General features: G+C 62.8%; 18 protein-coding genes. 12 read left to right on the top strand and 6 right to left on the bottom strand.

Annotated elements, in window-relative coordinates; translation table 11 throughout:
- Genes ACZ5RT_RS13755 through nthA form a run of 3 tightly spaced genes read right to left on the bottom strand, consistent with a single transcriptional unit; the run spans position 1 to position 1,708 of the window.
- Entirely contained in the window at positions 1 to 390 is a 390-nt protein-coding gene (locus tag ACZ5RT_RS13755) for a nitrile hydratase accessory protein (protein ID WP_464452854.1), read from the bottom strand.
- Positions 387 to 1,064, bottom strand: coding sequence for a nitrile hydratase subunit beta (gene nthB, locus ACZ5RT_RS13750; protein WP_464452853.1), 678 nt, complete (start codon positions 1,062 to 1,064; stop codon positions 387 to 389). The genes ACZ5RT_RS13755 and nthB overlap by 4 nt, the downstream gene beginning before the upstream one ends.
- The gene (gene nthA / locus ACZ5RT_RS13745; RefSeq protein WP_464452852.1) at positions 1,061 to 1,708 is read right to left on the bottom strand and encodes a nitrile hydratase subunit alpha; all 648 of its coding nucleotides are present in this window, start codon (positions 1,706 to 1,708) and stop codon (positions 1,061 to 1,063) included. Before nthA ends, nthB begins: the two co-directional genes overlap by 4 nt.
- Positions 1,709 to 1,899: 191 nt before the next feature.
- Here nthA and yajC point away from each other — a divergent pair, with 191 nt between their 5' ends.
- The 3 genes from yajC to secF all read left to right on the top strand — a co-directional run bounded on the left by yajC (position 1,900) and on the right by secF (position 5,146).
- On the top strand, positions 1,900 to 2,232 hold the full coding sequence (yajC, locus tag ACZ5RT_RS13740) for a preprotein translocase subunit YajC (RefSeq protein ID WP_108331682.1): 333 nt from the start codon (positions 1,900 to 1,902) through the stop codon (positions 2,230 to 2,232).
- Positions 2,233 to 2,302: 70 nt separating this feature from the next.
- Positions 2,303 to 4,183 carry a protein translocase subunit SecD gene (gene secD, locus ACZ5RT_RS13735; protein ID WP_464452851.1) on the top strand — a complete coding sequence of 627 codons (1,881 nt, stop codon included), beginning with the start codon at positions 2,303 to 2,305 and terminating at the stop codon, positions 4,181 to 4,183.
- A 12-nt stretch (positions 4,184 to 4,195) separates the two neighbouring features.
- Positions 4,196 to 5,146 (top strand): protein translocase subunit SecF, encoded by a 951-nt coding sequence (gene secF / locus ACZ5RT_RS13730; protein ID WP_464452850.1) that lies wholly within the window; start codon positions 4,196 to 4,198, stop codon positions 5,144 to 5,146.
- Between the two features lie 339 nt (positions 5,147 to 5,485).
- Here secF and dprA read toward each other — a convergent pair whose 3' ends face one another.
- Together dprA and ACZ5RT_RS13720 are read right to left on the bottom strand one after the other, a co-directional pair.
- Positions 5,486 to 6,652 (bottom strand): DNA-processing protein DprA, encoded by a 1,167-nt coding sequence (dprA, locus tag ACZ5RT_RS13725; RefSeq protein WP_464452849.1) that lies wholly within the window; start codon positions 6,650 to 6,652, stop codon positions 5,486 to 5,488.
- A gap of 84 nt (positions 6,653 to 6,736) precedes the next feature.
- The gene (locus tag ACZ5RT_RS13720; RefSeq protein ID WP_464452848.1) at positions 6,737 to 7,465 is read right to left on the bottom strand and encodes a phosphatase PAP2 family protein; all 729 of its coding nucleotides are present in this window, start codon (positions 7,463 to 7,465) and stop codon (positions 6,737 to 6,739) included.
- A gap of 171 nt (positions 7,466 to 7,636) precedes the next feature.
- On the opposite strand from ACZ5RT_RS13720, the gene ACZ5RT_RS13715 reads away from it, so the two are divergent.
- From ACZ5RT_RS13715 to ACZ5RT_RS13690, 6 genes are all read left to right on the top strand, one after another.
- The gene (locus ACZ5RT_RS13715; RefSeq protein WP_464452847.1) at positions 7,637 to 9,289 is read left to right on the top strand and encodes a phosphoethanolamine transferase; all 1,653 of its coding nucleotides are present in this window, start codon (positions 7,637 to 7,639) and stop codon (positions 9,287 to 9,289) included.
- 93 nt (positions 9,290 to 9,382) lie between these two features.
- Positions 9,383 to 9,889 carry a peptide deformylase gene (def, locus tag ACZ5RT_RS13710; protein WP_108427249.1) on the top strand — a complete coding sequence of 169 codons (507 nt, stop codon included), beginning with the start codon at positions 9,383 to 9,385 and terminating at the stop codon, positions 9,887 to 9,889.
- Between the two features lie 19 nt (positions 9,890 to 9,908).
- Positions 9,909 to 10,871 carry a methionyl-tRNA formyltransferase gene (gene fmt / locus ACZ5RT_RS13705; RefSeq protein ID WP_464452846.1) on the top strand — a complete coding sequence of 321 codons (963 nt, stop codon included), beginning with the start codon at positions 9,909 to 9,911 and terminating at the stop codon, positions 10,869 to 10,871.
- Positions 10,871 to 11,602 (top strand): AzlC family ABC transporter permease, encoded by a 732-nt coding sequence (locus ACZ5RT_RS13700; protein ID WP_291927109.1) that lies wholly within the window; start codon positions 10,871 to 10,873, stop codon positions 11,600 to 11,602. Before fmt ends, ACZ5RT_RS13700 begins: the two co-directional genes overlap by 1 nt.
- Complete coding sequence (locus ACZ5RT_RS13695) at positions 11,599 to 11,934, top strand: AzlD domain-containing protein (protein WP_108427252.1); 336 nt, start codon at positions 11,599 to 11,601, stop codon at positions 11,932 to 11,934. The genes ACZ5RT_RS13700 and ACZ5RT_RS13695 overlap by 4 nt, the downstream gene beginning before the upstream one ends.
- A 200-nt stretch (positions 11,935 to 12,134) precedes the next feature.
- Entirely contained in the window at positions 12,135 to 13,328 is a 1,194-nt protein-coding gene (locus ACZ5RT_RS13690; RefSeq protein WP_464452845.1) for a phosphoglycerate kinase, read from the top strand.
- 164 nt (positions 13,329 to 13,492) lie between these two features.
- Here ACZ5RT_RS13690 and ACZ5RT_RS13685 read toward each other — a convergent pair whose 3' ends face one another.
- Positions 13,493 to 14,605 (bottom strand): fatty acid desaturase, encoded by a 1,113-nt coding sequence (locus ACZ5RT_RS13685; protein ID WP_464452844.1) that lies wholly within the window; start codon positions 14,603 to 14,605, stop codon positions 13,493 to 13,495.
- Positions 14,606 to 14,839: 234 nt separating this feature from the next.
- Between ACZ5RT_RS13685 and pyk the strand changes: the two genes are divergently transcribed.
- From pyk to ACZ5RT_RS13670, 3 genes are all read left to right on the top strand, one after another.
- A complete protein-coding gene (gene pyk, locus ACZ5RT_RS13680; protein WP_464452843.1) occupies positions 14,840 to 16,273 on the top strand; it encodes a pyruvate kinase in 1,434 nt (477 codons plus the stop codon).
- A gap of 166 nt (positions 16,274 to 16,439) precedes the next feature.
- Positions 16,440 to 17,504, top strand: a complete 1,065-nt coding sequence (gene fba / locus ACZ5RT_RS13675; protein WP_108427256.1) for a class II fructose-bisphosphate aldolase — start codon at positions 16,440 to 16,442, stop codon at positions 17,502 to 17,504.
- Between the two features lie 91 nt (positions 17,505 to 17,595).
- A complete protein-coding gene (locus ACZ5RT_RS13670) occupies positions 17,596 to 18,504 on the top strand; it encodes a phosphoribosylaminoimidazolesuccinocarboxamide synthase (protein ID WP_464452842.1) in 909 nt (302 codons plus the stop codon).
- The last annotated feature ends 66 nt before the right edge of the window (positions 18,505 to 18,570 follow it).

Raw genomic sequence — 18,570 nt, 5'->3', positions numbered from 1 at the left:
TCAAACGGAGCCTCTTTCTTCGGCGTTCAGCACGATGGGCTGGCCGTGCGGGGTGCGCTCGGCGGCCGCCTCCCACGCGTGTTCCAGTTCATGGATTTCATCGGGCGTGCCCAGTTGGCGCTCGATCACCAGCTGCTCCAGCGCATTGAGCCAGTGGGTGTAATAAAGGCTGCCGTCGTCGGCTTCGCCGCGCATTTGGCCTGCGCGGATTTCGCGCGTCAGGGCATCGGCCCACTGCGGCCAGGTGAAGACGCCTTTTTCGTGCAGCTGCAAGGTCATGGCAAAAGCGTGGGCCTGCCAGGGTGCTTCAAACACCGCGCCGTTGTTGGCCGTGGGGGGCATGGGAAAGCCGTCGCCGCAGGCTTGGGCCAGATCGTTCAAGGTGGTCATTCGGACACCGCTTCCAGATAAGACTCCCAGGCGTCCACGCTCACCTGGTGCCCTGCCTCGGCTTGCGGACCCCACAGCTCGGTGCCGTCAAAGACCACGGTGTAAAGGTGCTCGGCCGTGCCGTCAAAGGGCGGCAGCATCCGGCTCACATGCCGGTCGGGCAAGACATGGCTGCCGTGGTGCAGCACCACGGTGCCCACATGGCCGCGCACGTAGCGGGGCAGCCGGGTGTGGCCTTGGGGGTGGAGGTTGAGAGCGCGCACGCGCTGGCCCACCGCAAAGCGCGGCGCTTGCGTGCTGGGCCGGTCGGCCGGGCTGCCTTTGGCCAGCGCCGCGTCCACGTCTGCGGCTTTGAGCACCCGCACGCCCGGCACGGGGGGCGTGAGGGGCTGGCCTTGGGCCAGTTCTTCGGCGGTGATCAGGCCGCGCTCGATCAGCATGTTTTGCAGGGCCTTGGTCCAGATGGCGTAGTAAGGGCCTTGCACGTAGTCGAGCGGGGGCAGGGATTCGCGGGCCGAGCGGGCCAGGTCGATGTTCCACAGGCCGCTGGCCCCCATGGCCACCGTCACGCCCAATGCGCGGCGCTCCCATTCGCCATGAAACAGCGGCTCGTTGGCTTCGATGCGAACCGGGCCGTAGCCTTGTTGGCCACCCATGTCGTGCACGCCGTTCATGCGGCCTCCTTGGGTGTCGACTCAGGGTTCAGGGGCAGTCCGGTGCCGATCATCGAATCGCGGGTGACCAGTTGCGCCAGTTGCGCCTGGCTCCAGCCCTCGGTGCCTGCGGGGCGCTCGGGCAGCACCAGGTAGCGCACTTCGGCGGTGGAGTCCCAGACGCGGATGTTTTTGTTCTGGGGCAGCGAGAGCCCGAAGTCGGCCAGCACGGCCCTCGGCTCGATCACGGCGCGCGAGCGGTAAGCCGCGCTTTTGTACCAGACCGGGGGCAGGCCCAGCACGGGCCAGGGGTAGCAGCTGCACAGGGTGCAGACCACCATGTTGTGGGTGTCGGGGGTGTTGGGCACGGCCACCATGTGCTCGCCCTGGCGGCCGGTGTAGTCCATCGAGGCGATGGCGGCGGTGGCGTCTTGCAGCAGCCAGTCCCGAAAAGCCGGGTCGGCCCAGGCGCGGGCCACCACTTTGGCGCCGTTGTGCGGGCCCACATGCACCTCGTAGGTTTCGATGATGCGGTCGACGGCGGCGGGGTCGAGGTAGCCTTTTTGCGTCAGCAGGGTTTCCAGGGCACGCACGCGCACATCCATTTCGCCCAGGGTGCTGTGTTCATGATCGTGGTGGTGGTCATGTCCGCTGGCAGGGTGCATGGTCGCTCCTCGGGGCTGTTTCGGGCCTTTCGGCTCAGGGTTTGCACGGTGCAGCAGCACGGGTTTGGGGCACTGACCGTGGGGGAAAAAGGCTTTCAGTGGGCATCATAGCGCCGCATACAATGGCGGCTTCGTTCGCGGGCCGCCCGATCGGCCCCGATAAAACCCGAATTTGCTTTTTTGGAGTTTCCATGTTCATTTCTTCCGCTTTTGCCCAAACTGCTCCAGCCGCTGCCGCAGGGGGCGACATGCAGTCCACCTTGATGAGCATGCTGCCTTTGCTGCTGATGTTCGCGGTCCTGTATTTCGTCATGATCCGTCCCCAGATGAAAAAGCAGAAAGAGCACCGCGCCATGATCGACGCGTTGGCCAAAGGCGACGAAGTGGTCACGGCAGGTGGTTTGTTGGGCAAGGTCAGCAAGATCGGTGACGCCTACATTGGCGTGGAGCTGGCCACAGGTGTGGAAGTCCAGTTGCAGCGCAGCGCCGTGGTCCAGGTGCTGCCCAAAGGCACCCTGAAGTAATTCACACGCGTTTTCTCCATGGGGCGCGGCCTTGGTCGGCCCCGGTTTTTCATCCTGCACGCGAGTCACTATGAACCGTTACCCGGTCTGGAAATACGCGATCATCGTGATCGCCATGTTGCTGGGCGTGGTCTACACCCTGCCCAACTTTTATGGCGAGGCCCCTGCTGTGCAGGTGTCTTCGGCCAAGGCCACCATCAAGGTGGACACTTCGACGCTGCAAAAGGTTGAAGACGCGCTCAAGGCCGCAGCCATCACGCCCCAAACCGTGGCCTTGGACGGGACCTCGATCCGAGCCCGTTTCCAGAGCACTGACGAGCAGCTGAAGGCCAAGGACGCCATTCAAAAATCGCTGATTGTCGACGCGGCTGACCCGCAATTTGTGGTCGCGCTGAATCTGGTTTCCCGCTCCCCGGCTTGGCTGACTGCCCTGCACGCCTCGCCCATGTACTTGGGTCTGGACCTGCGCGGCGGCGTGCACTTCATGCTGCAAGTGGACATGCAGGCGGCGTTGACGCAAAAAGTCGAGTCCATCACGGGCGACCTGCGCAGCTTGCTGCGCGAGAAAGACGTGCGCCATGGCGGCATCAGCCGCAATGGCCAGATCATTGAAATCCGCCTGCGCGATGCGCAGCAACTGCAAGCGGCCAAGCGTGTCTTGTCTGAGCAGTTTGCCGATTTGCAAAACCAGGAAGCGGCTGATGGCAGCGAGTTCCGCCTGACCGCCAGCATCAAGCCCGAAGCCGCCCGCAAAGTGCAAGAGCAGGCTCTGAAACAAAACATCACCACGCTGCACAACCGGATCAATGAGCTGGGCGTGGCCGAGCCGGTGATCCAGCAGCAGGGTCTGGACCGCATCGTGGTGCAGTTGCCCGGCGTGCAGGACACAGCCAAGGCCAAGGATATTCTGGGCCGCACCGCTACGCTGGAAGTGCGCATGGTCGACGAGAGCACCGAAGCGCGAGCCGCCGAGCAAGCGGGTGGCATTGTCCCGTTTGGTGCTGAGCGTTATCTGGAGCGCGATGGCCGCCCCTTGATCGTCAAGAAGCAAGTGGTGCTCACGGGCGACAACCTGACCGACGCCCAGCCGGGCTTTGACGGTCAGACGCAGGAACCCGTGGTCAACCTGACGCTGGACGCCAAGGGCGCCCGCATCTTCAAGGACGTGACGCGCGACAACGTGGGCAAGCGCATGGCCATCATCTTGTTCGAAAAGGGCAAGGGCGAAGTGGTGACTGCGCCTGTGATCCGCGCCGAAATCGGCGGCGGGCGGGTGCAGATTTCCGGTCGCATGACCACCGCAGAGGCCAACGACACCGCGCTGCTGCTGCGTGCGGGCTCGCTGGCCGCGCCGATGGAGATCATTGAAGAGCGCACCATCGGCCCGAGCCTGGGTGCCGAGAACATCGCCAAGGGCTTCAACAGCGTGACCTGGGGTTTCCTGGTGATCGTGGCCTTCATGGTGGTTTACTACGCCATGTTCGGTTTGTTCTCGGGCATCGCGCTGGGCGTGAACCTGCTGTTCCTGGTGGCCATCCTGTCGATGTTGCAGGCGACCTTGACCCTGCCCGGCATGGCCGCGATGGCGCTGGCGCTGGGTATGGCGATTGACTCGAACGTGCTGATCAACGAGCGGGTGCGTGAAGAGCTGCGCAACGGCGTCAGCCCGCAAGCGGCCATTCACGCGGGCTATGACCGCGCCTGGGCCACGATTTTTGACTCCAACATCACCACCTTGATCGCGGGCGTGGCCCTGCTGGCCTTCGGTTCCGGCCCGGTGCGTGGTTTTGCGGTGGTGCACTGCATCGGCATCTTGACGAGCATGTTCTCGGCGGTGTTCTTCTCGCGTGGCCTGGTCAACCTCTGGTACGGTGGCAAAAAGAAGCTCAAATCGGTGTCGATCGGTACGGTGTGGCGGCCTGAAGGCGGCTCTGCGGTGAAAGCCGACTAAGGGGATAAGACCATGGAATTGTTCAAAATCAGAAAAGACATTCCGTTCATGAAGCACGCGTTGGTTTTCAACGCGATTTCCTTCGTGACGTTTGCCTTGGCGGTCTTCTTCCTGTTCAGCCGTGGCCTGCACCTGTCGGTGGAGTTCACGGGCGGCACCTTGATGGAAGTGAGCTACAGCCAGCCCGCTGACCTGCAAAAAGTGCGCGGCACGGTGGCCACCCTCGGTTTTGCCGAGGTGCAGGTGCAGAACTTCGGTTCGGCACGTGATGTGATGATCCGCCTGCCCGCGCAAAAAGGCGTGAGCTCGGCCCAGCAAAGCGAAAAAGTGTTGACGGCCCTCAAAGCCAATGACCCTGATGTGACCTTGCGCCGCACCGAGTTTGTGGGCCCGCAAGTGGGCGACGAGCTGGCCGAAGACGGCCTCAAAGCTTTGGCCTTTGTGGTGATTGGCATCATGATTTATCTGGCGATCCGCTTTGAGTGGAAGTTCGCCGTGTCGGCCATCATCGCCAACTTGCACGACGTGATCATCATCCTGGGCTTTTTCGCCTTCTTCCAGTGGGAGTTTTCCTTGGCGGTGTTGGCAGCTGTGCTGGCGGTGCTGGGTTACTCGGTGAACGAATCGGTGGTGATTTTTGACCGGATTCGCGAGAACTTCCGCCGCTACCGCAAGATGAACACGGTGGAGATCATCGACAACGCGATCACCTCCACCATCAGCCGCACCATCATCACCCACGGCTCGACCCAGATCATGGTGCTGTCCATGTTGCTTTTTGGTGGCGAGACCTTGCACTACTTCGCCATGGCGCTGACGATTGGCATCTGCTTTGGCATTTACTCGTCGGTGTTCGTGGCCGCCGCCATCGCGATGTGGCTGGGCATCCAGCGCGAAGACCTGATCAAGCCGATCAAGAAAGACAACGACCCCAGCGACGAGAACTCTGGCGCGGTGGTCTGAGCCTGTCAGGCCGGGCAGGATTTTTCATCCTCGCGCTGCTGTCCGTCATGCCCGCTCAGGCGGGTATCCATGGCCGCCGGAGGCGCGAGACATGGACCCCCGATCAAGTCGGGGGTGACAAAAGTGGGTTGTCAGCCTAGCCCGCTGGTCTGTCATACCCGCGCAGGCGGGTATCCATGGCAGCCGGAGGCGCGAGACATGGACCCCCGATCAAGTCGGGGGTGACAAAAGTGGACTATCAACCTCGCCCGTTTGTCTGTCATACCCGCGAATGCGGGTATCCATCGCAGACGGAGGCACAAGGCATGGCCCCGCATGAAGTGCTGGGTCACGCACCGCTCACCCTGTCCCAATCCGCTGAAACAAGCCCCCCGGCAAGCGTCCGACCTGCCCCATCAGCTCCAGTTCCAGCAGTTGCGCCTGGAGTTGTGCGGTGCTCCAGCCGCAGCGCGCTTGCAGCGCGTCCAGGCTCACTGGGTCGTGGCCCATGGCGTGCAGCAAGGCATCCTCGGGTGGTTCGTTGCTGACCGCGTCATCGTGGCTGGGTGAATCCTCCAGCGCGAGTGAACGTTGCGCAAACGGATCGGGCAGGCGCAGTTCTTCCAGCACGTCTTGGGCGGACTCCACCAGTTTGGCCCCTTGTTTGATCAGCAAATGGCAGCCCTTGGATTGGGCCGAGTGGATCGAGCCGGGGATGGCCATCACGTCACGGCCTTGCTCCAGCGCTTGTTTGGCGGTGATGAGTGAGCCCGATTGCAAGGCGGCTTCGACCACCAGCGTGGCTTGCGACAAGCCCGAGATCAGCCGGTTGCGGCGCGGAAAGTTGGGTGCCAGCGGTGGCGTGCCCAGCGGGTATTCGCTGAGGATCAGGCCGCGCAGGGCGATCTGGTGCGCCAGCTCGCGGTGCTGGCGCGGGTAGACCCGGTCCAGGCCCGTGCCCACGATGGCGATGGTGGCCAGCTTGTCTGATGCGGCGCCGAGCAAGGCGCCTTCGTGGGCCGCACCGTCCACGCCCAGCGCCAGTCCTGACACGATGGCCAGGCCACTGGCGGCCAGGCTCCGCGAAAAATCGCGGGCGTTGGCCGCACCTTGGGGTGTGGGGTTGCGGCTGCCCACCATGGCCAGCGCTTGTTCGGCCTGCAGTCTCTGCAGTTGTGCGGTCTGGCCCAGGGCATACAGCATCAGGGGCGGGTCGGGGATGTCGAGCAAGGTGACGGGGTAGTCGGTATCGCCCAGGGTGACGATGGCCCGCGAGACTGCGGGGTCTGGCGAGTCGTGTAGCCACTGCCAGGTTGCATCGGTCAGTTCGTGCCAACCCGGCGGCGCGTCGCACAAGGCCTTGGCTTGCAGGGCGGATACGACTTGGCGAAAAGCCGATTCGCCTTGTTCAAAAATGGCATCTGGCGGCCCCAAAGCGGCCAGCAGTCGCCTGGCGGCATCGGACCCAACGCCGGGTGTGAGCGCCAGACGCAGCCAGCCGGCCAACTCTTCGCGGGTGTTCACCATTTTGTCTCCCTGAGCAGCCTGCAGGCTGTCTGTGGAGGCATTGTGGTTCAAACCACTCGCATCAGCAAATGATGCGAATCCTCGTCAGCGCCCTTGGGCGGCTCTTTTGCGGGCCAGCCAGCTGAACGCCATGTGGTTGGCCAAGGCGATGCCCCAGCACAGCAGGCCGGTCCACAAGGTGTGGCTGGGGTAGTGGGCGCCCCGTAAGGTTTGCACGCCACCCAGCACCACACCCAGCGCGAAAATGCCGATCAGCAAGCGCAAGCCTTGGCGTCGTTGATCTGACAAGCCAGAAGACAGCCAAGGCAGGCACAAGGCCAAAAACGCCATGGCCGCAGAGGCGTGCCCGCCTGGGAAGCATTGGCCAGCCCCCCCATCGCCCAGTCCCCATTGCCAGTGCGAGACGTAGCGTGCCACACCGCCAAAGTCGGCTAAATCCCAAGGGCAGCTGGTCAGGCTGTAGCGCTTGATCACGTTGATGAGCAACAGGCCCAGCGTGATGCCAACAAAAATTTCCACCCGCTGCATTCGGCGCAACGCCCGGAAGCGGCCAAATGGTAGCCAGATCATGGCCAGCATGCCCAGGTAAATCAGCACCGCAAGCTGGCGGGCCCAGTCGTGCAAGACCTTTTCCATCCACCAGTTGCTGCGCAGACCAAATCCCCGGTGATCGGCGATGGTTTGCATCACGCGCATGTCCAGCCCCGAAAAGTCCCAGGCGAGCAAGCAAAGCAGGCTCAGTGCAGTCAAGAGCCACAACTGGCGTAAGGGGGTGCGTGCACGCATGGCGGGCGTGGGAGGTGTCATGGACATGCGGCAGTGTTGTGGTGTCTTGCAGAAGGCCTGAATTAAACACGATGCGGCTGAAAGCAGGCTGAAGTGAGGAGTCGGACTGGCGTCAGGGCATTGCGTGCGCCTTCAGCCGAGGCTCAGGGGGGAACTCTAGAATGGCGGCCACTGACGTCACATTGAGCACCTTATTTCATGAAGATATCCCCTGAGCGCACCGCCTGGCACCCCACCCGTTTGCTGGCGGTTTTGGCCCTCTGGCTGGCGACCATCGGCAATTTGCCGTTCTGGATGGCCATCTGGAAATTGCCGGAAACCCATGGCTGGGGTGCGCTGGCCACCATGGGCAGCCTGTGGCTGATTTTGTTGGCGTTGCTGGTCTGGTTTTTGTGCCTGTGGGTTTGGCCTCGCTGGCTCAAGCCTGCGGGCCTGGCCCTGCTGCTGACGGTCACGTCCAGCAGTTACTTCATGTTGACCTATGGCGTGGTCATCGATTCGAGCATGTTGGCCAACGTGGCGCAGACCGATGTGCGTGAGGTGCGCGATCTGCTGTCCTGGCCCATGCTCGCGGCGGTCCTCATCGGCGTGGTGCTGCCGGGGGTGTGGCTCTGGCGTCAGCCTGTTCGCGCGGTGTCGGCCAAGCAGCTGCTGCTGCGTCAGCTGGGCGTGGCCTTGCTGGCTTTTTTGGTGGCGCTGGGGCTCTTCTGGATGTCGTTTCAGGACATCGCTTCGCTCACGCGCAACCACAAGCAGTTGCGCTACATGATCAACCCGTTCAACAGTGTTTACGGCATGACCCGCCTGGCCGTCGGGCAGGCGACCGTGGCGGCGCAGCCGCTGCAGGTCATCGGCGAAGACGCGAGCTTGCGCGTGGCCCCGGCCAGCGAGGCCTCGGCACCGCTGGTGGTGGTGATTTTGGGCGAGACGGCCCGGGCCGCCAATTTTGGTTTGGGCGGTTATGCCCGCGACACCACCCCGCAGTTGCGCCAAATTCAGGCGCAAGGCGACTTGGTCTATTTTTCGGACGTGAAATCCTGTGGCACCAGCACCCAGGCGTCGGTGCCGTGCATGTTTTCCCATCTGGGCAAAGCGGCCTACGAAGACACCCAAGCCCGTTATGAGAGCGTGCTGGATGTGCTGCAGCGTGCCGGTTTGGCGGTGTTGTGGCTGGACAACCAGTCGGGCTGCAAAGGCGTGTGCGACCGGGTGCCGAATGTGGCGACCACGGCACTGAAAGTGCCCGAGTTTTGCAAAGACGGTGAGTGTCTGGACGAGGTGATGCTGCACGAACTGCCCCAGCAGCTGGCGGCCTTGGACCCGGTCAAACGGGCCAAAGGCACCGTGGTGGTGATGCACCAGATGGGCAGCCACGGGCCGGCTTATTACAAGCGTTCGCCCGCAGCGATGAAGTCCTTCCAGCCCGAGTGCAACAGCCATGCGCTGCAAAACTGCCCGCCTGAGCACATCGTCAACGCCTACGACAACTCCATTCTTTACACCGACCATTTCATTGCCAAAACGGTGAAGTGGCTGCAGGCCCAGTCGCGCCCCACTGCGCTGATCTATGTGTCGGACCACGGCGAGTCCTTGGGCGAAAAAGGCCTGTACCTGCATGGCATGCCTTACAGCCTGGCACCCAAAGAACAGATCCATGTGCCGATGCTGGTGTGGCTGTCCAAACCGCTGCAGCGTGAGCGCAATTGGCGCATGGATTGCCTGCAAGCGCAGAGCGCCAAGGCCTTGTCGCACGACCACCTGTTCCACTCGATGTTGAGTCTGAGCCAGGTCAGCACCCGTTTGGCCAAACCCGAGTTGGACCTGTTTGCTGCGTGTTCACTGGGCCGCTGAAGACGCCCGTCCCCCCAAGATGCGCCCTGCCCCCGGCAGGCGCTTCGGAAATTGGGGACAATAGACCCCTGATTTCCTTTCCGTGTTGATGCCATGGCCCTGCTCCCCATCCTTTGCTACCCCGACCCCCGCCTGCACAAGGTGGCCAAGCCCGTGCAGGCGGTGGACGCCCGCGTGCACGCCCTGATCGACGACATGCTGGAGACCATGTACGAAGCGGGCGGCATTGGCCTGGCGGCCACACAGATCGATGTGCACGAGCGTCTGGTGGTGATCGACACGTCTGAAGAGCGCAACCAGCCCATGGTGCTGATCAACCCCGAGATCACTTGGATGAACGACGAGCGCGTCAAGGGCGAAGAGGGGTGCCTGTCGGTGCCCGGTATCTACGACGGCGTGGAGCGCGCCACGAAAGTCAAAGTGACGGCCTTGGACCGCGATGGCCAAAGCCGCACCATCGAGGCCGAGGGCATGCTGGCCATTTGCATCCAGCACGAACTCGACCACCTCATGGGCAAGGTGTTTGTGGAATACCTCTCGCCGCTCAAGCAAGGCCGCATCAAGACCAAGATGGTCAAAGCCCAAAAAGCCGGGCGCTGATCTCTTTGAAGAACCGTTCATGCGTTTGATTTTTGCGGGCACGCCCGAATTTGCCCAGGTGGCCCTGGCCGCCCTGCACGCGGCAGGCCATGAGATCGTGCTGGTGTTGACCCAGCCCGACCGCCCGGCCGGGCGCGGCATGAAACTGCAGCCTTCGCCCGTCAAGCAATGGGCTTTGGACCACCATGTGCCCGTCGCCCAGCCGCGCAGCCTGCGCCTGGACGGCAAATACCCCGAAGACGCCGCCGCAGCCCGCCAGACCCTGCTGGACGCCAAGGCCGACGCCATGATCGTGGCGGCTTACGGCCTGATCCTGCCCCAATGGGTGCTGGATTTGCCCCCCAAGGGTTGCCTGAACATCCATGCCTCCTTGTTGCCGCGCTGGCGGGGTGCGGCCCCGATCCACCGCGCCATCGAGGCGGGCGACGCGCAAACCGGCATCACCATCATGCAGATGGATGCGGGCCTGGACACGGGCGACATGCTGCTGGTCTTGCCTTGCGCCATAGCGCCCACCGACACCACTGCCGTGCTGCACGACCGCCTGGCCACTTTGGGCGGACAGGCCATCGTGCAGGCGCTGGCCAGTTTGGACAGCTTGCCCCGTCAGCCGCAGCCCCTGGAAGGTGTGAACTACGCGCACAAGATCGACAAAGCCGAAGCCGCGCTCGACTGGGCTTTGAGCGCCGAAGTGCTGGCGCGGCGCATCCGGGCCTTTGACCCGTTTCCGGGCATGACCGTGCCGCTGGCGACCGCCTCCGGTGTGGAAACCTTGAAAATCTGGCAAGCCGTGGCCGAGGCGGCCCCAAAGACGGCCCAGCCGGGCACCGTGCTCAGCGCCGATGCGTCGGGCGTGCGTGTGGCCTGCGGCGAAGGCCAGCTGTGCCTGACGCAACTGCAGCGCCCTGGCGGCAAACGCCTGAGCGCGGCCGACTTTTTGCGCGGTTGCCCCTTGCAGCCGGGTCAGCGATTGGTGGCCTGATGTTTTTCCAGCCCACGCTTTACCGCCGCACCGAGTACTGGCAAGGCCTGCGTGACCTGGCGCCGCAAGCGCCCGGCATCGCCGCTTGGGGCTTGATGACCGGGGTGGCCATGGTCAAGTCGGGCATGAGCGTGTTCGAGGCCGTGGCCATGACGATGCTGGTGTTCGCAGGCAGCTCGCAGCTGGCAGCGATTCCGTTGTTGGTGGCCGGGGCCCCGGCCTGGGTGATTTTGGCGACCGGCTTTTGTGTGAACTTGCGCTTTGTGGTGTTCAGCCTGCACCTGCGCCCGTATCTGATGCACCTGCCGCGCTGGCAGCGCATGTGCCACGGCTATTTCACCGCCGACATCACCTATGTGCTGTTCACCCGGCATTACCCGCACCCTGCCAACACCGACGACGAGCGCACGGGGCAAGAGGCCTATCTGGCGGGCAATTATTTCCTCAACTGGACCAGCTGGATCGTGGCCAGTTTGCTGGGCGTGGGCCTGGCCAACCTGATCCCGCCCGAATGGGGCTTGGGCTTTGCGGGCATTTTGTGCCTGCTGGGCATCCAGTGCTCGCTGGCCAGTTCGCGCATGCGCATGCTGTCGGCCGCTGTCGCAGGCGTGGCCGCTGTGGTGGCTTATCACTTGCCGCTCAAACTCAACATCGTGGTCGCGATTGCCGTGGCGGTGATTCTGTGCCTCACGGTCGAAAAATTCCGACCCGCACCCAAGGTGGCCGCATGAACGCTACCGATCTGTGGTCTTTGGCTGTGATCGTCGGCTTGGCGTTCGTCACAGTGCTGACGCGCAGTTTCTTTTTCATCTCCAGCAAGTCCTGGCACTTGCCCCATTGGGCGCAGCGCGGCTTGCAATACGCACCGATCGCGGCCCTGTCGGCGGTGGTCATTCCCGAAATCATCACCGTGCAGGGAGAGCTGGTCAGCACCTGGCAAGACGCCCGCCTGTACGCCGCCGTGGCGGGGGCCGCCGCTTACTTTTGGCGTCGCGATGTGCTGATCACCATTTTGGGGGGCATGGCGGTGTATCTGCCTTTGCACCTCGGCTTGGGCTGGTAAGCAGGACCTTGTCCCGCAGGAGCGAGCCCCCGCTCGCGAATGGGTGCAAAGGCTCAGCAGGCATTCGGCCGCAGGGGCAGCCTCCCACAAAGTCATGGCCACGCCTGGTTTGGGTGGGAGCGAGCCCCCGCTCGCGAATGTGTGCCTTGCCAGTGCTTTTAAAATCAAGCCCAATTTCCCGATACAGGACAAGTCTTTCCATGAACGTCATCCGTTTTTCTGATCTGTGCGCCAGCGGCAAGGCTGCCGGCCAACGTGTTTTCATCCGCGCCGACCTGAACGTGCCGCAAGCCGATGACGGCAGCATCACCGAAGACACCCGCATCCGCGCCAGCGTGCCCTGCATCCAGATGGCGCTGGACGCCGGAGCGGCTGTGATGGTGACCAGCCACCTTGGCCGCCCCACTGAAGGCGAGTTCAAGCCCGAAGACTCGCTCGCACCCGTGGCCAAGCGCCTGGGCGAGTTGCTGGGTCGCGATGTCCCTCTGGTCGCCAACTGGGTGGACGGTGTGACCGTGGCCCCCGGCCAGGTCGTGCTGCTCGAAAACTGCCGCGTCAACAAAGGCGAGAAAAAGAACAACGAAGAGCTGGCCCGCAAGATGGCCCGGCTCTGTGACATCTATGTGAACGACGCCTTTGGCACCGCCCACCGTGCCGAGGGCACGACCTACGGCATCGCCCAATTCGCGCCCATCGCTTGCGCAGGCCCCTTGCTGGCGGCCGAGATCGACGCGATTGGCAAGGCTCTGGCCAACCCGAAGCGACCGCTGGCGGCCATCGTGGCGGGCTCCAAGGTGTCCACCAAACTGACCATCCTCAAAAGCCTGTCCCAAAATGTGGACCAGCTGATCGTGGGTGGCGGCATCGCCAACACCTTCATGCTGGCGGCTGGCCTGAAGATCGGCAAGAGTCTGGCCGAGGCGGACCTGGTGGGCGAAGCCAAAGCGGTGATCGAGGCCATGAAGGCCCGTGGCGCTGAAGTGCCGATCCCGACCGATGTGGTGGTGGCCAAGACCTTTGCCGCCGATGCGGTGGCCACCGTGAAGAAAGCTACCGATGTGGCCGACGACGACATGATTTTGGACATTGGCCCCGAGACGGCGGCCAAGCTGGCGGCGCAGCTCAAGGCGGCGGGCACCATTGTCTGGAACGGTCCGGTGGGGGTGTTCGAGTTTGATCAGTTTGCCCATGGCACCCAGGTCATTGCCCAGGCGATTGCCGCGTCCAGCGCCTTCAGCATCGCAGGCGGCGGTGACACGCTGGCGGCGATTGCCAAATACGGCATTGAAAAACAGGTGGGCTACATCTCCACAGGCGGTGGCGCGTTCCTGGAGATTCTGGAGGGCAAGACCTTGCCTGCTTTCGAAATTCTGGCCAAACGCGCCGCAGGCTGATCGGCTTTTCCCCTTGTGGGCGCGAGCCCCTGCTCGCGAATGCTGGCCGGAGCCACAGCATTCATTCGGCCGCAGGGGCGACCTCCCACATGGAGGTCAGCTGATCTCCCACAACAAAAAACCCCGCCATGCGGGGTTTTTTGTTGGTTCGGGCCAAGGCCCGATCAGGCCTGCGCAGCAGGGGGCAGGTTGCCGCGCACCGGGCTGGTCATCGTGCCTTTGAAATCGGTCCAGCATTCGCGGCTGAAGTCGTACAGCTTGCAGTTTTTGGCGGTTTCAAAGTACCACTTCCAGGAGAAGGGCTGGACGATGATGCGGCCGGGCAGCATTTCTTCGAGCTTGGCCTGGGCTTGCTTCAGGCGGTAGAGCGGGATGCTCATGTCCACGTGGTGGGCGGTGTGCTCCATGATGTGGTGCATCAGTGCGCCGATCCTGAAGGGGAAGGTCAGGTGCACGGTGGTCGAGACGAAAGGCGCGGCCTTGGTCCAGGCAGCCTTGTTGTCGTGCCAGGACACTTTCACATGGGTGTGGTGCACATAGACCACAAAGCCGATCATGCTGTTCCAGAAGAAGAAGGGCACCACAAAACCCAGCAACAGCGAGAGCCAGACCGACTGTCCGGTGTAGACGGCCGCAGCGGCGATGGTGGCGATCCAGAACGCACCAAACAAGGTCACCAGCAGACTGTCCTTGAAGAAGATGGGGCGGCGGGTGGGCATGTGGGTCTTGTTGGGGAAGAACTCGCGCTTCCACCAGATCTCGATCATGTAATACAGGCCAGGCGCCCAGCCGCTGCGGTAGGCACGCTCCAGCAGTTTTTGCATGGGGCTCAGGGCTTCAAATTCAGCCGCCGTCAGCGGGGTCCAGACGAAGTCCACGCCTTTGAGGTTGGTGTAGCCGTGGTGCACCACGTTGTGGCCGGTGTCCCAGAGGCTGTAGGGGGTCAGCGAGGGTAAAAACGCGATGCGGCCCAGCACCTTGTTGAGTTCGCGGTGGGGGGTCAGGCTCTGGTGGCAGGCGTCATGGCCGATGATGAACAGGCGGCCGATCACGAAACCGGCGGCCAGGGCACACACCACTTTGAGCCAAATGGATTCGAGGGCGATGGTGCCGGCAATCAGGGCAAAGAACAGGGCGTAGTCCAGGATCAGGAGCACAAAGGCGCGCAGGGTGCTGCGTTCGGACAGGGGGATCAGCCACTCGCGCAGGGTCTTGCGGTGCGGCAGAGGCTGGTCCGGTGAGATGGGGGCCGTGGTCGGAGTGTGTAATGCGGTCATGACGCTTCAAGTTAAATCGCTCAGGCTGAAGTTTAGTCGCCTGAACGTTTCCATGGGCTGACAAGGATCAATTCAGAGCCATCGCAGGGAGAAATCGGTGTATACCTTCGGCCTTGTTGGGCTGAACCCGATGCCCCGGGTCGCGCGTCTTGTCTTGTGGGGCCCATCGGAAAGAACCGGGGATGTAACCCGTTTCGTGTGAGAATTGAAATCAAATTACATGGAGATGTCCGAATGCCCCGTCGCGCCACCAAGATTGTTGCCACCTTAGGCCCTGCTTCCAGCGATCCCGCCCTGCTCGAAGCCATGATCCGCGCCGGGGTGAACGTGGTCCGGCTCAATTTCAGCCACGGCAAGGCGCAGGACCATGTGGACCGCGCCCGACTGGTGCGCGAAGCCTCGCAACGCGCAGGCCGCGAAGTGGCCATCATGGCCGACCTGCAGGGCCCCAAGATCCGCGTGGGCAAGTTCGCCGAGGGCAAAGTCATGCTCGAGCCCGGTCAGGCTTTTGTGCTGGACGCCTCGCGCACCGAGCCGGGCGACATCCACGGCGTGGGCCTCGATTACAAAGAGCTGCCGCGTGACGTGAAAGCGGGCGATGTGCTGTTGCTCAACGACGGCCTGATCGTTTTGAACGTGGTGGCCGTCAAAGGCGAGCAGGTTCACACCACCGTCAAGCTGGGCGGTGAGCTGTCCAACAACAAGGGCATCAACAAACAAGGCGGTGGCCTCACCGCCCCGGCCCTGACGGCCAAGGACATGGACGACATCAAAACCGCCATGAGCCTGAAAGCCGACTACGTGGCCGTGAGCTTCCCGAAAAACGCCACCGACATGGAAATGGCCCGCCAGCTGTGCAATGTGGCCGGTGCCGAATACGGCCACAAGCCCGGGCTGATTGCCAAGATCGAACGCGCCGAGGCCATCCCGCACCTGGAAAGCATCCTGATCGCCAGCGACGGCATCATGGTCGCGCGGGGTGACCTGGCGGTGGAGGTGGGCAACGCGGCGGTGCCCGCTCTGCAAAAACGCATGATCAAGCTGGCCAAGGTGCACGACAAAGTCGTCATCACCGCCACCCAGATGATGGAAAGCATGATCACCAACCCGGTGCCCACCCGCGCCGAGGTGTCGGACGTGGCCAACGCGGTACTGGACGGCACCGATGCCGTCATGCTGAGTGCCGAAACCGCAGCAGGCAAATACCCGCTTGAGACGGTGGAAGAGATGGCCAAGATCTGTGAGGCCGCCGAAAACGCCGAAGACCCTGCACTGGATGCCGACTTCAAAGGCCAGACCTTCAGCCGCATCGACCAGTCCATCGCCATGGGCGCGCTGTTCACGGCCCACCACCTGGGTGCCAAAGCCATCGTGGCCATGACCGAATCGGGCTCCACGGCCCTGTGGATGAGCCGTCACCGGGTGCACATCCCCATCTATGCCCTGACCACCAAGCTCACGTCGCAGCGCAAGATGGCGCTGTACCGCAACGTGCGCCCCCTCTTGATGGACACCAGCGCCGACCGTGACACGGCCCTGGCCGAAGCGGAAGCACATCTGAAAAGCCGCAACATTGTGGGCACGGGCGATGTCTACGCCATCACCTGTGGCGAGCCCATGGGCTCGCCCGGCGGCACCAATATGCTGAAGATTTGCAAAGTGGCTTGACCCTGGCCTTGCAGGAGGCCGCCTCTGCGGCCGAATCCTTTCGCGCGCAGGGGCGCGCTCCCACAAAGTATCTGTACCCAACACCAGTGGCCTTTAAAATCCAGAACAGTTACAGGCCGGGTACAGACACGGGCTGCATGCATTTTTAACTTTTGGGGAATTTCACATGGCACTCGTTTCAATGCGCGAGCTGCTGGACCATGCGGCCGTCAACGGCTACGGCATTCCAGCTTTCAACGTCAACAACCTGGAGCAGGTCCAGGCCGTCATGATGGCCGCTGACGAAGTTGGCGCTCCGGTCATCCTGCAGGCCAGCGCAGGTGCGCGCAAATACGCGGGTGAGCCCTTCATCAAGCACCTGATCCAGGCGGCCACCGAGCAGTGGCCTCACATTCCGCTGGTCATGCACCAGGACCATGGCCAAAGCCCGGCGGTTTGCCAAGGCGCGATCAACCTCGGTTTTTCGTCGGTGATGATGGACGGCTCTTTGCTCGAAGACGGCAAGACCCCGGCCGACTTTGCCTACAACGTGGATGTGACCCGCCGCGTGGTGGACATGGCCCACCAGCTGGGCGTGTCGGTCGAGGGTGAATTGGGTTGCCTGGGCAACCTCGAAACGGGCGAAGCCGGAGAAGAAGACGGCATTGGTGCCGAGGGCAAACTGGACCACAGCCAGATGCTGACCGACCCCGAAGAAGCCGCCCAGTTCGTGAAAGCCACAGGCCTGGACGCGTTGGCCATTGCGATTGGCACCAGCCACGGCGCGTACAAATTCAGCCGCAAGCCCACGGGCGACATTTTGGCCATCAGCCGCGTCAAGGAAATCCACCAGCGCATTCCCAACACCCACCTGGTGATGCACGGCTCGTCCAGCGTGCCGCAAGAGCTGTTGGCCCTGATCAACCAGTACGGCGGCAAGATGAAGGAAACCTACGGCGTGCCCGTCGAGGAAATCCAGGAAGCCATCAAGCACGGCGTGCGCAAGATCAACATCGACACCGACATCCGCCTGGCGATGACGGCCGCTTGCCGCAAGTTCTTGTTCGAGAACCCCGACAAATTCGACGCCCGCGAATGGCTCAAGCCCGCCCGCGAAGCCGCCAAACAAATCTGCAAGCAGCGTTATCTGGAGTTCGGCTGCGAAGGCCAGGCCCCCAAGATCAAGGGCGACAGCCTGCAGGTGGTGGCCGCTCGCTACGCCCGGGGTGAGCTGGCGCAAGTGGTCCACTGATCGCACCCACAGCCTGCGATAATCACGCCGAATGGCCCGTTGACTGTTCAACGGGCCTTTTTCTTTTTTGCTGTTGCCTGACTGTTTTGCCATGACCTCTGCACTCCACACTTCGGCCCTGACTTCCTTGCCCCTGCTGGCGCGTGGCAAGGTGCGTGACAACTACGCGGTGGGCGACGACCGCATCCTGATGGTGGCGTCTGACCGCATCAGCGCGTTTGACGTGATCATGGGCGAGCCGATTCCTGGCAAAGGGGTGTTGCTCACGCAAATGGCGCTGTTCTGGTTTGACAAATTGGGCCCCAAGGGCCTGAACATCTGCCCGATCCACCTGACGGGCGAAGCCCCCGAGAGCGTGGTGAGCACCGAAGAAGTGCCGCAGGTCAAAGGCCGTTCCATGCTGGTCAAGCGCCTCAAACCCATTCCGGTCGAGGCCGTGGTGCGCGGTTATCTGGCGGGCAGCGGCTGGAAGGAATACCAGGACAACCAGGCCGTGTGCGGCGTGAAGCTGCCCGCAGGCCTGAAAAACGCCAGCCGCCTGCCCGAGCCCATCTACACGCCCGCGGCCAAAGCGGCGGTGGGCGAGCACGACGAGAACATCACTTTCGAGCAAACCGTGGCCATGATCGGGGCCGACCTGGCCACCCGCATCCGCGACATCAGCATCCAGCTCTACAAAGCCGCGCGAGACATCGCCGCCGCCAAGGGCATCATCATTGCCGACACCAAGTTCGAGTTTGGCCTGGACACCGACGGCACCCTGGTGCTGATGGACGAGGTGCTCACGCCCGATTCCTCGCGTTACTGGCCCGCCGACAGTTATGCCGAGGGTGCCAACCCGCCCAGCTACGACAAGCAGTTTTTGCGAGACTGGCTGGAAAGTGCACAGATCAACGGCAAGCCCTGGGACAAGACCCCACCGGCACCGCGCCTGCCGCGTGAGGTGATCGAGAAAACAGCGGCCAAATACGAAGAGGCCATGAAAAAGCTGATGGCCTGAAACCCCAGCATTTCGGGCACAAAAAAGGCGCTGCTGGGCAGCGCCTTTTGCTTGGGGATTGGGATT

The sequence above is a fragment of the Limnohabitans sp. TEGF003 genome, from assembly GCF_055395455.1.
Note: the sequence above shows the minus strand (reverse complement) of the source record. Positions and strands in the feature narration are given on the sequence as shown.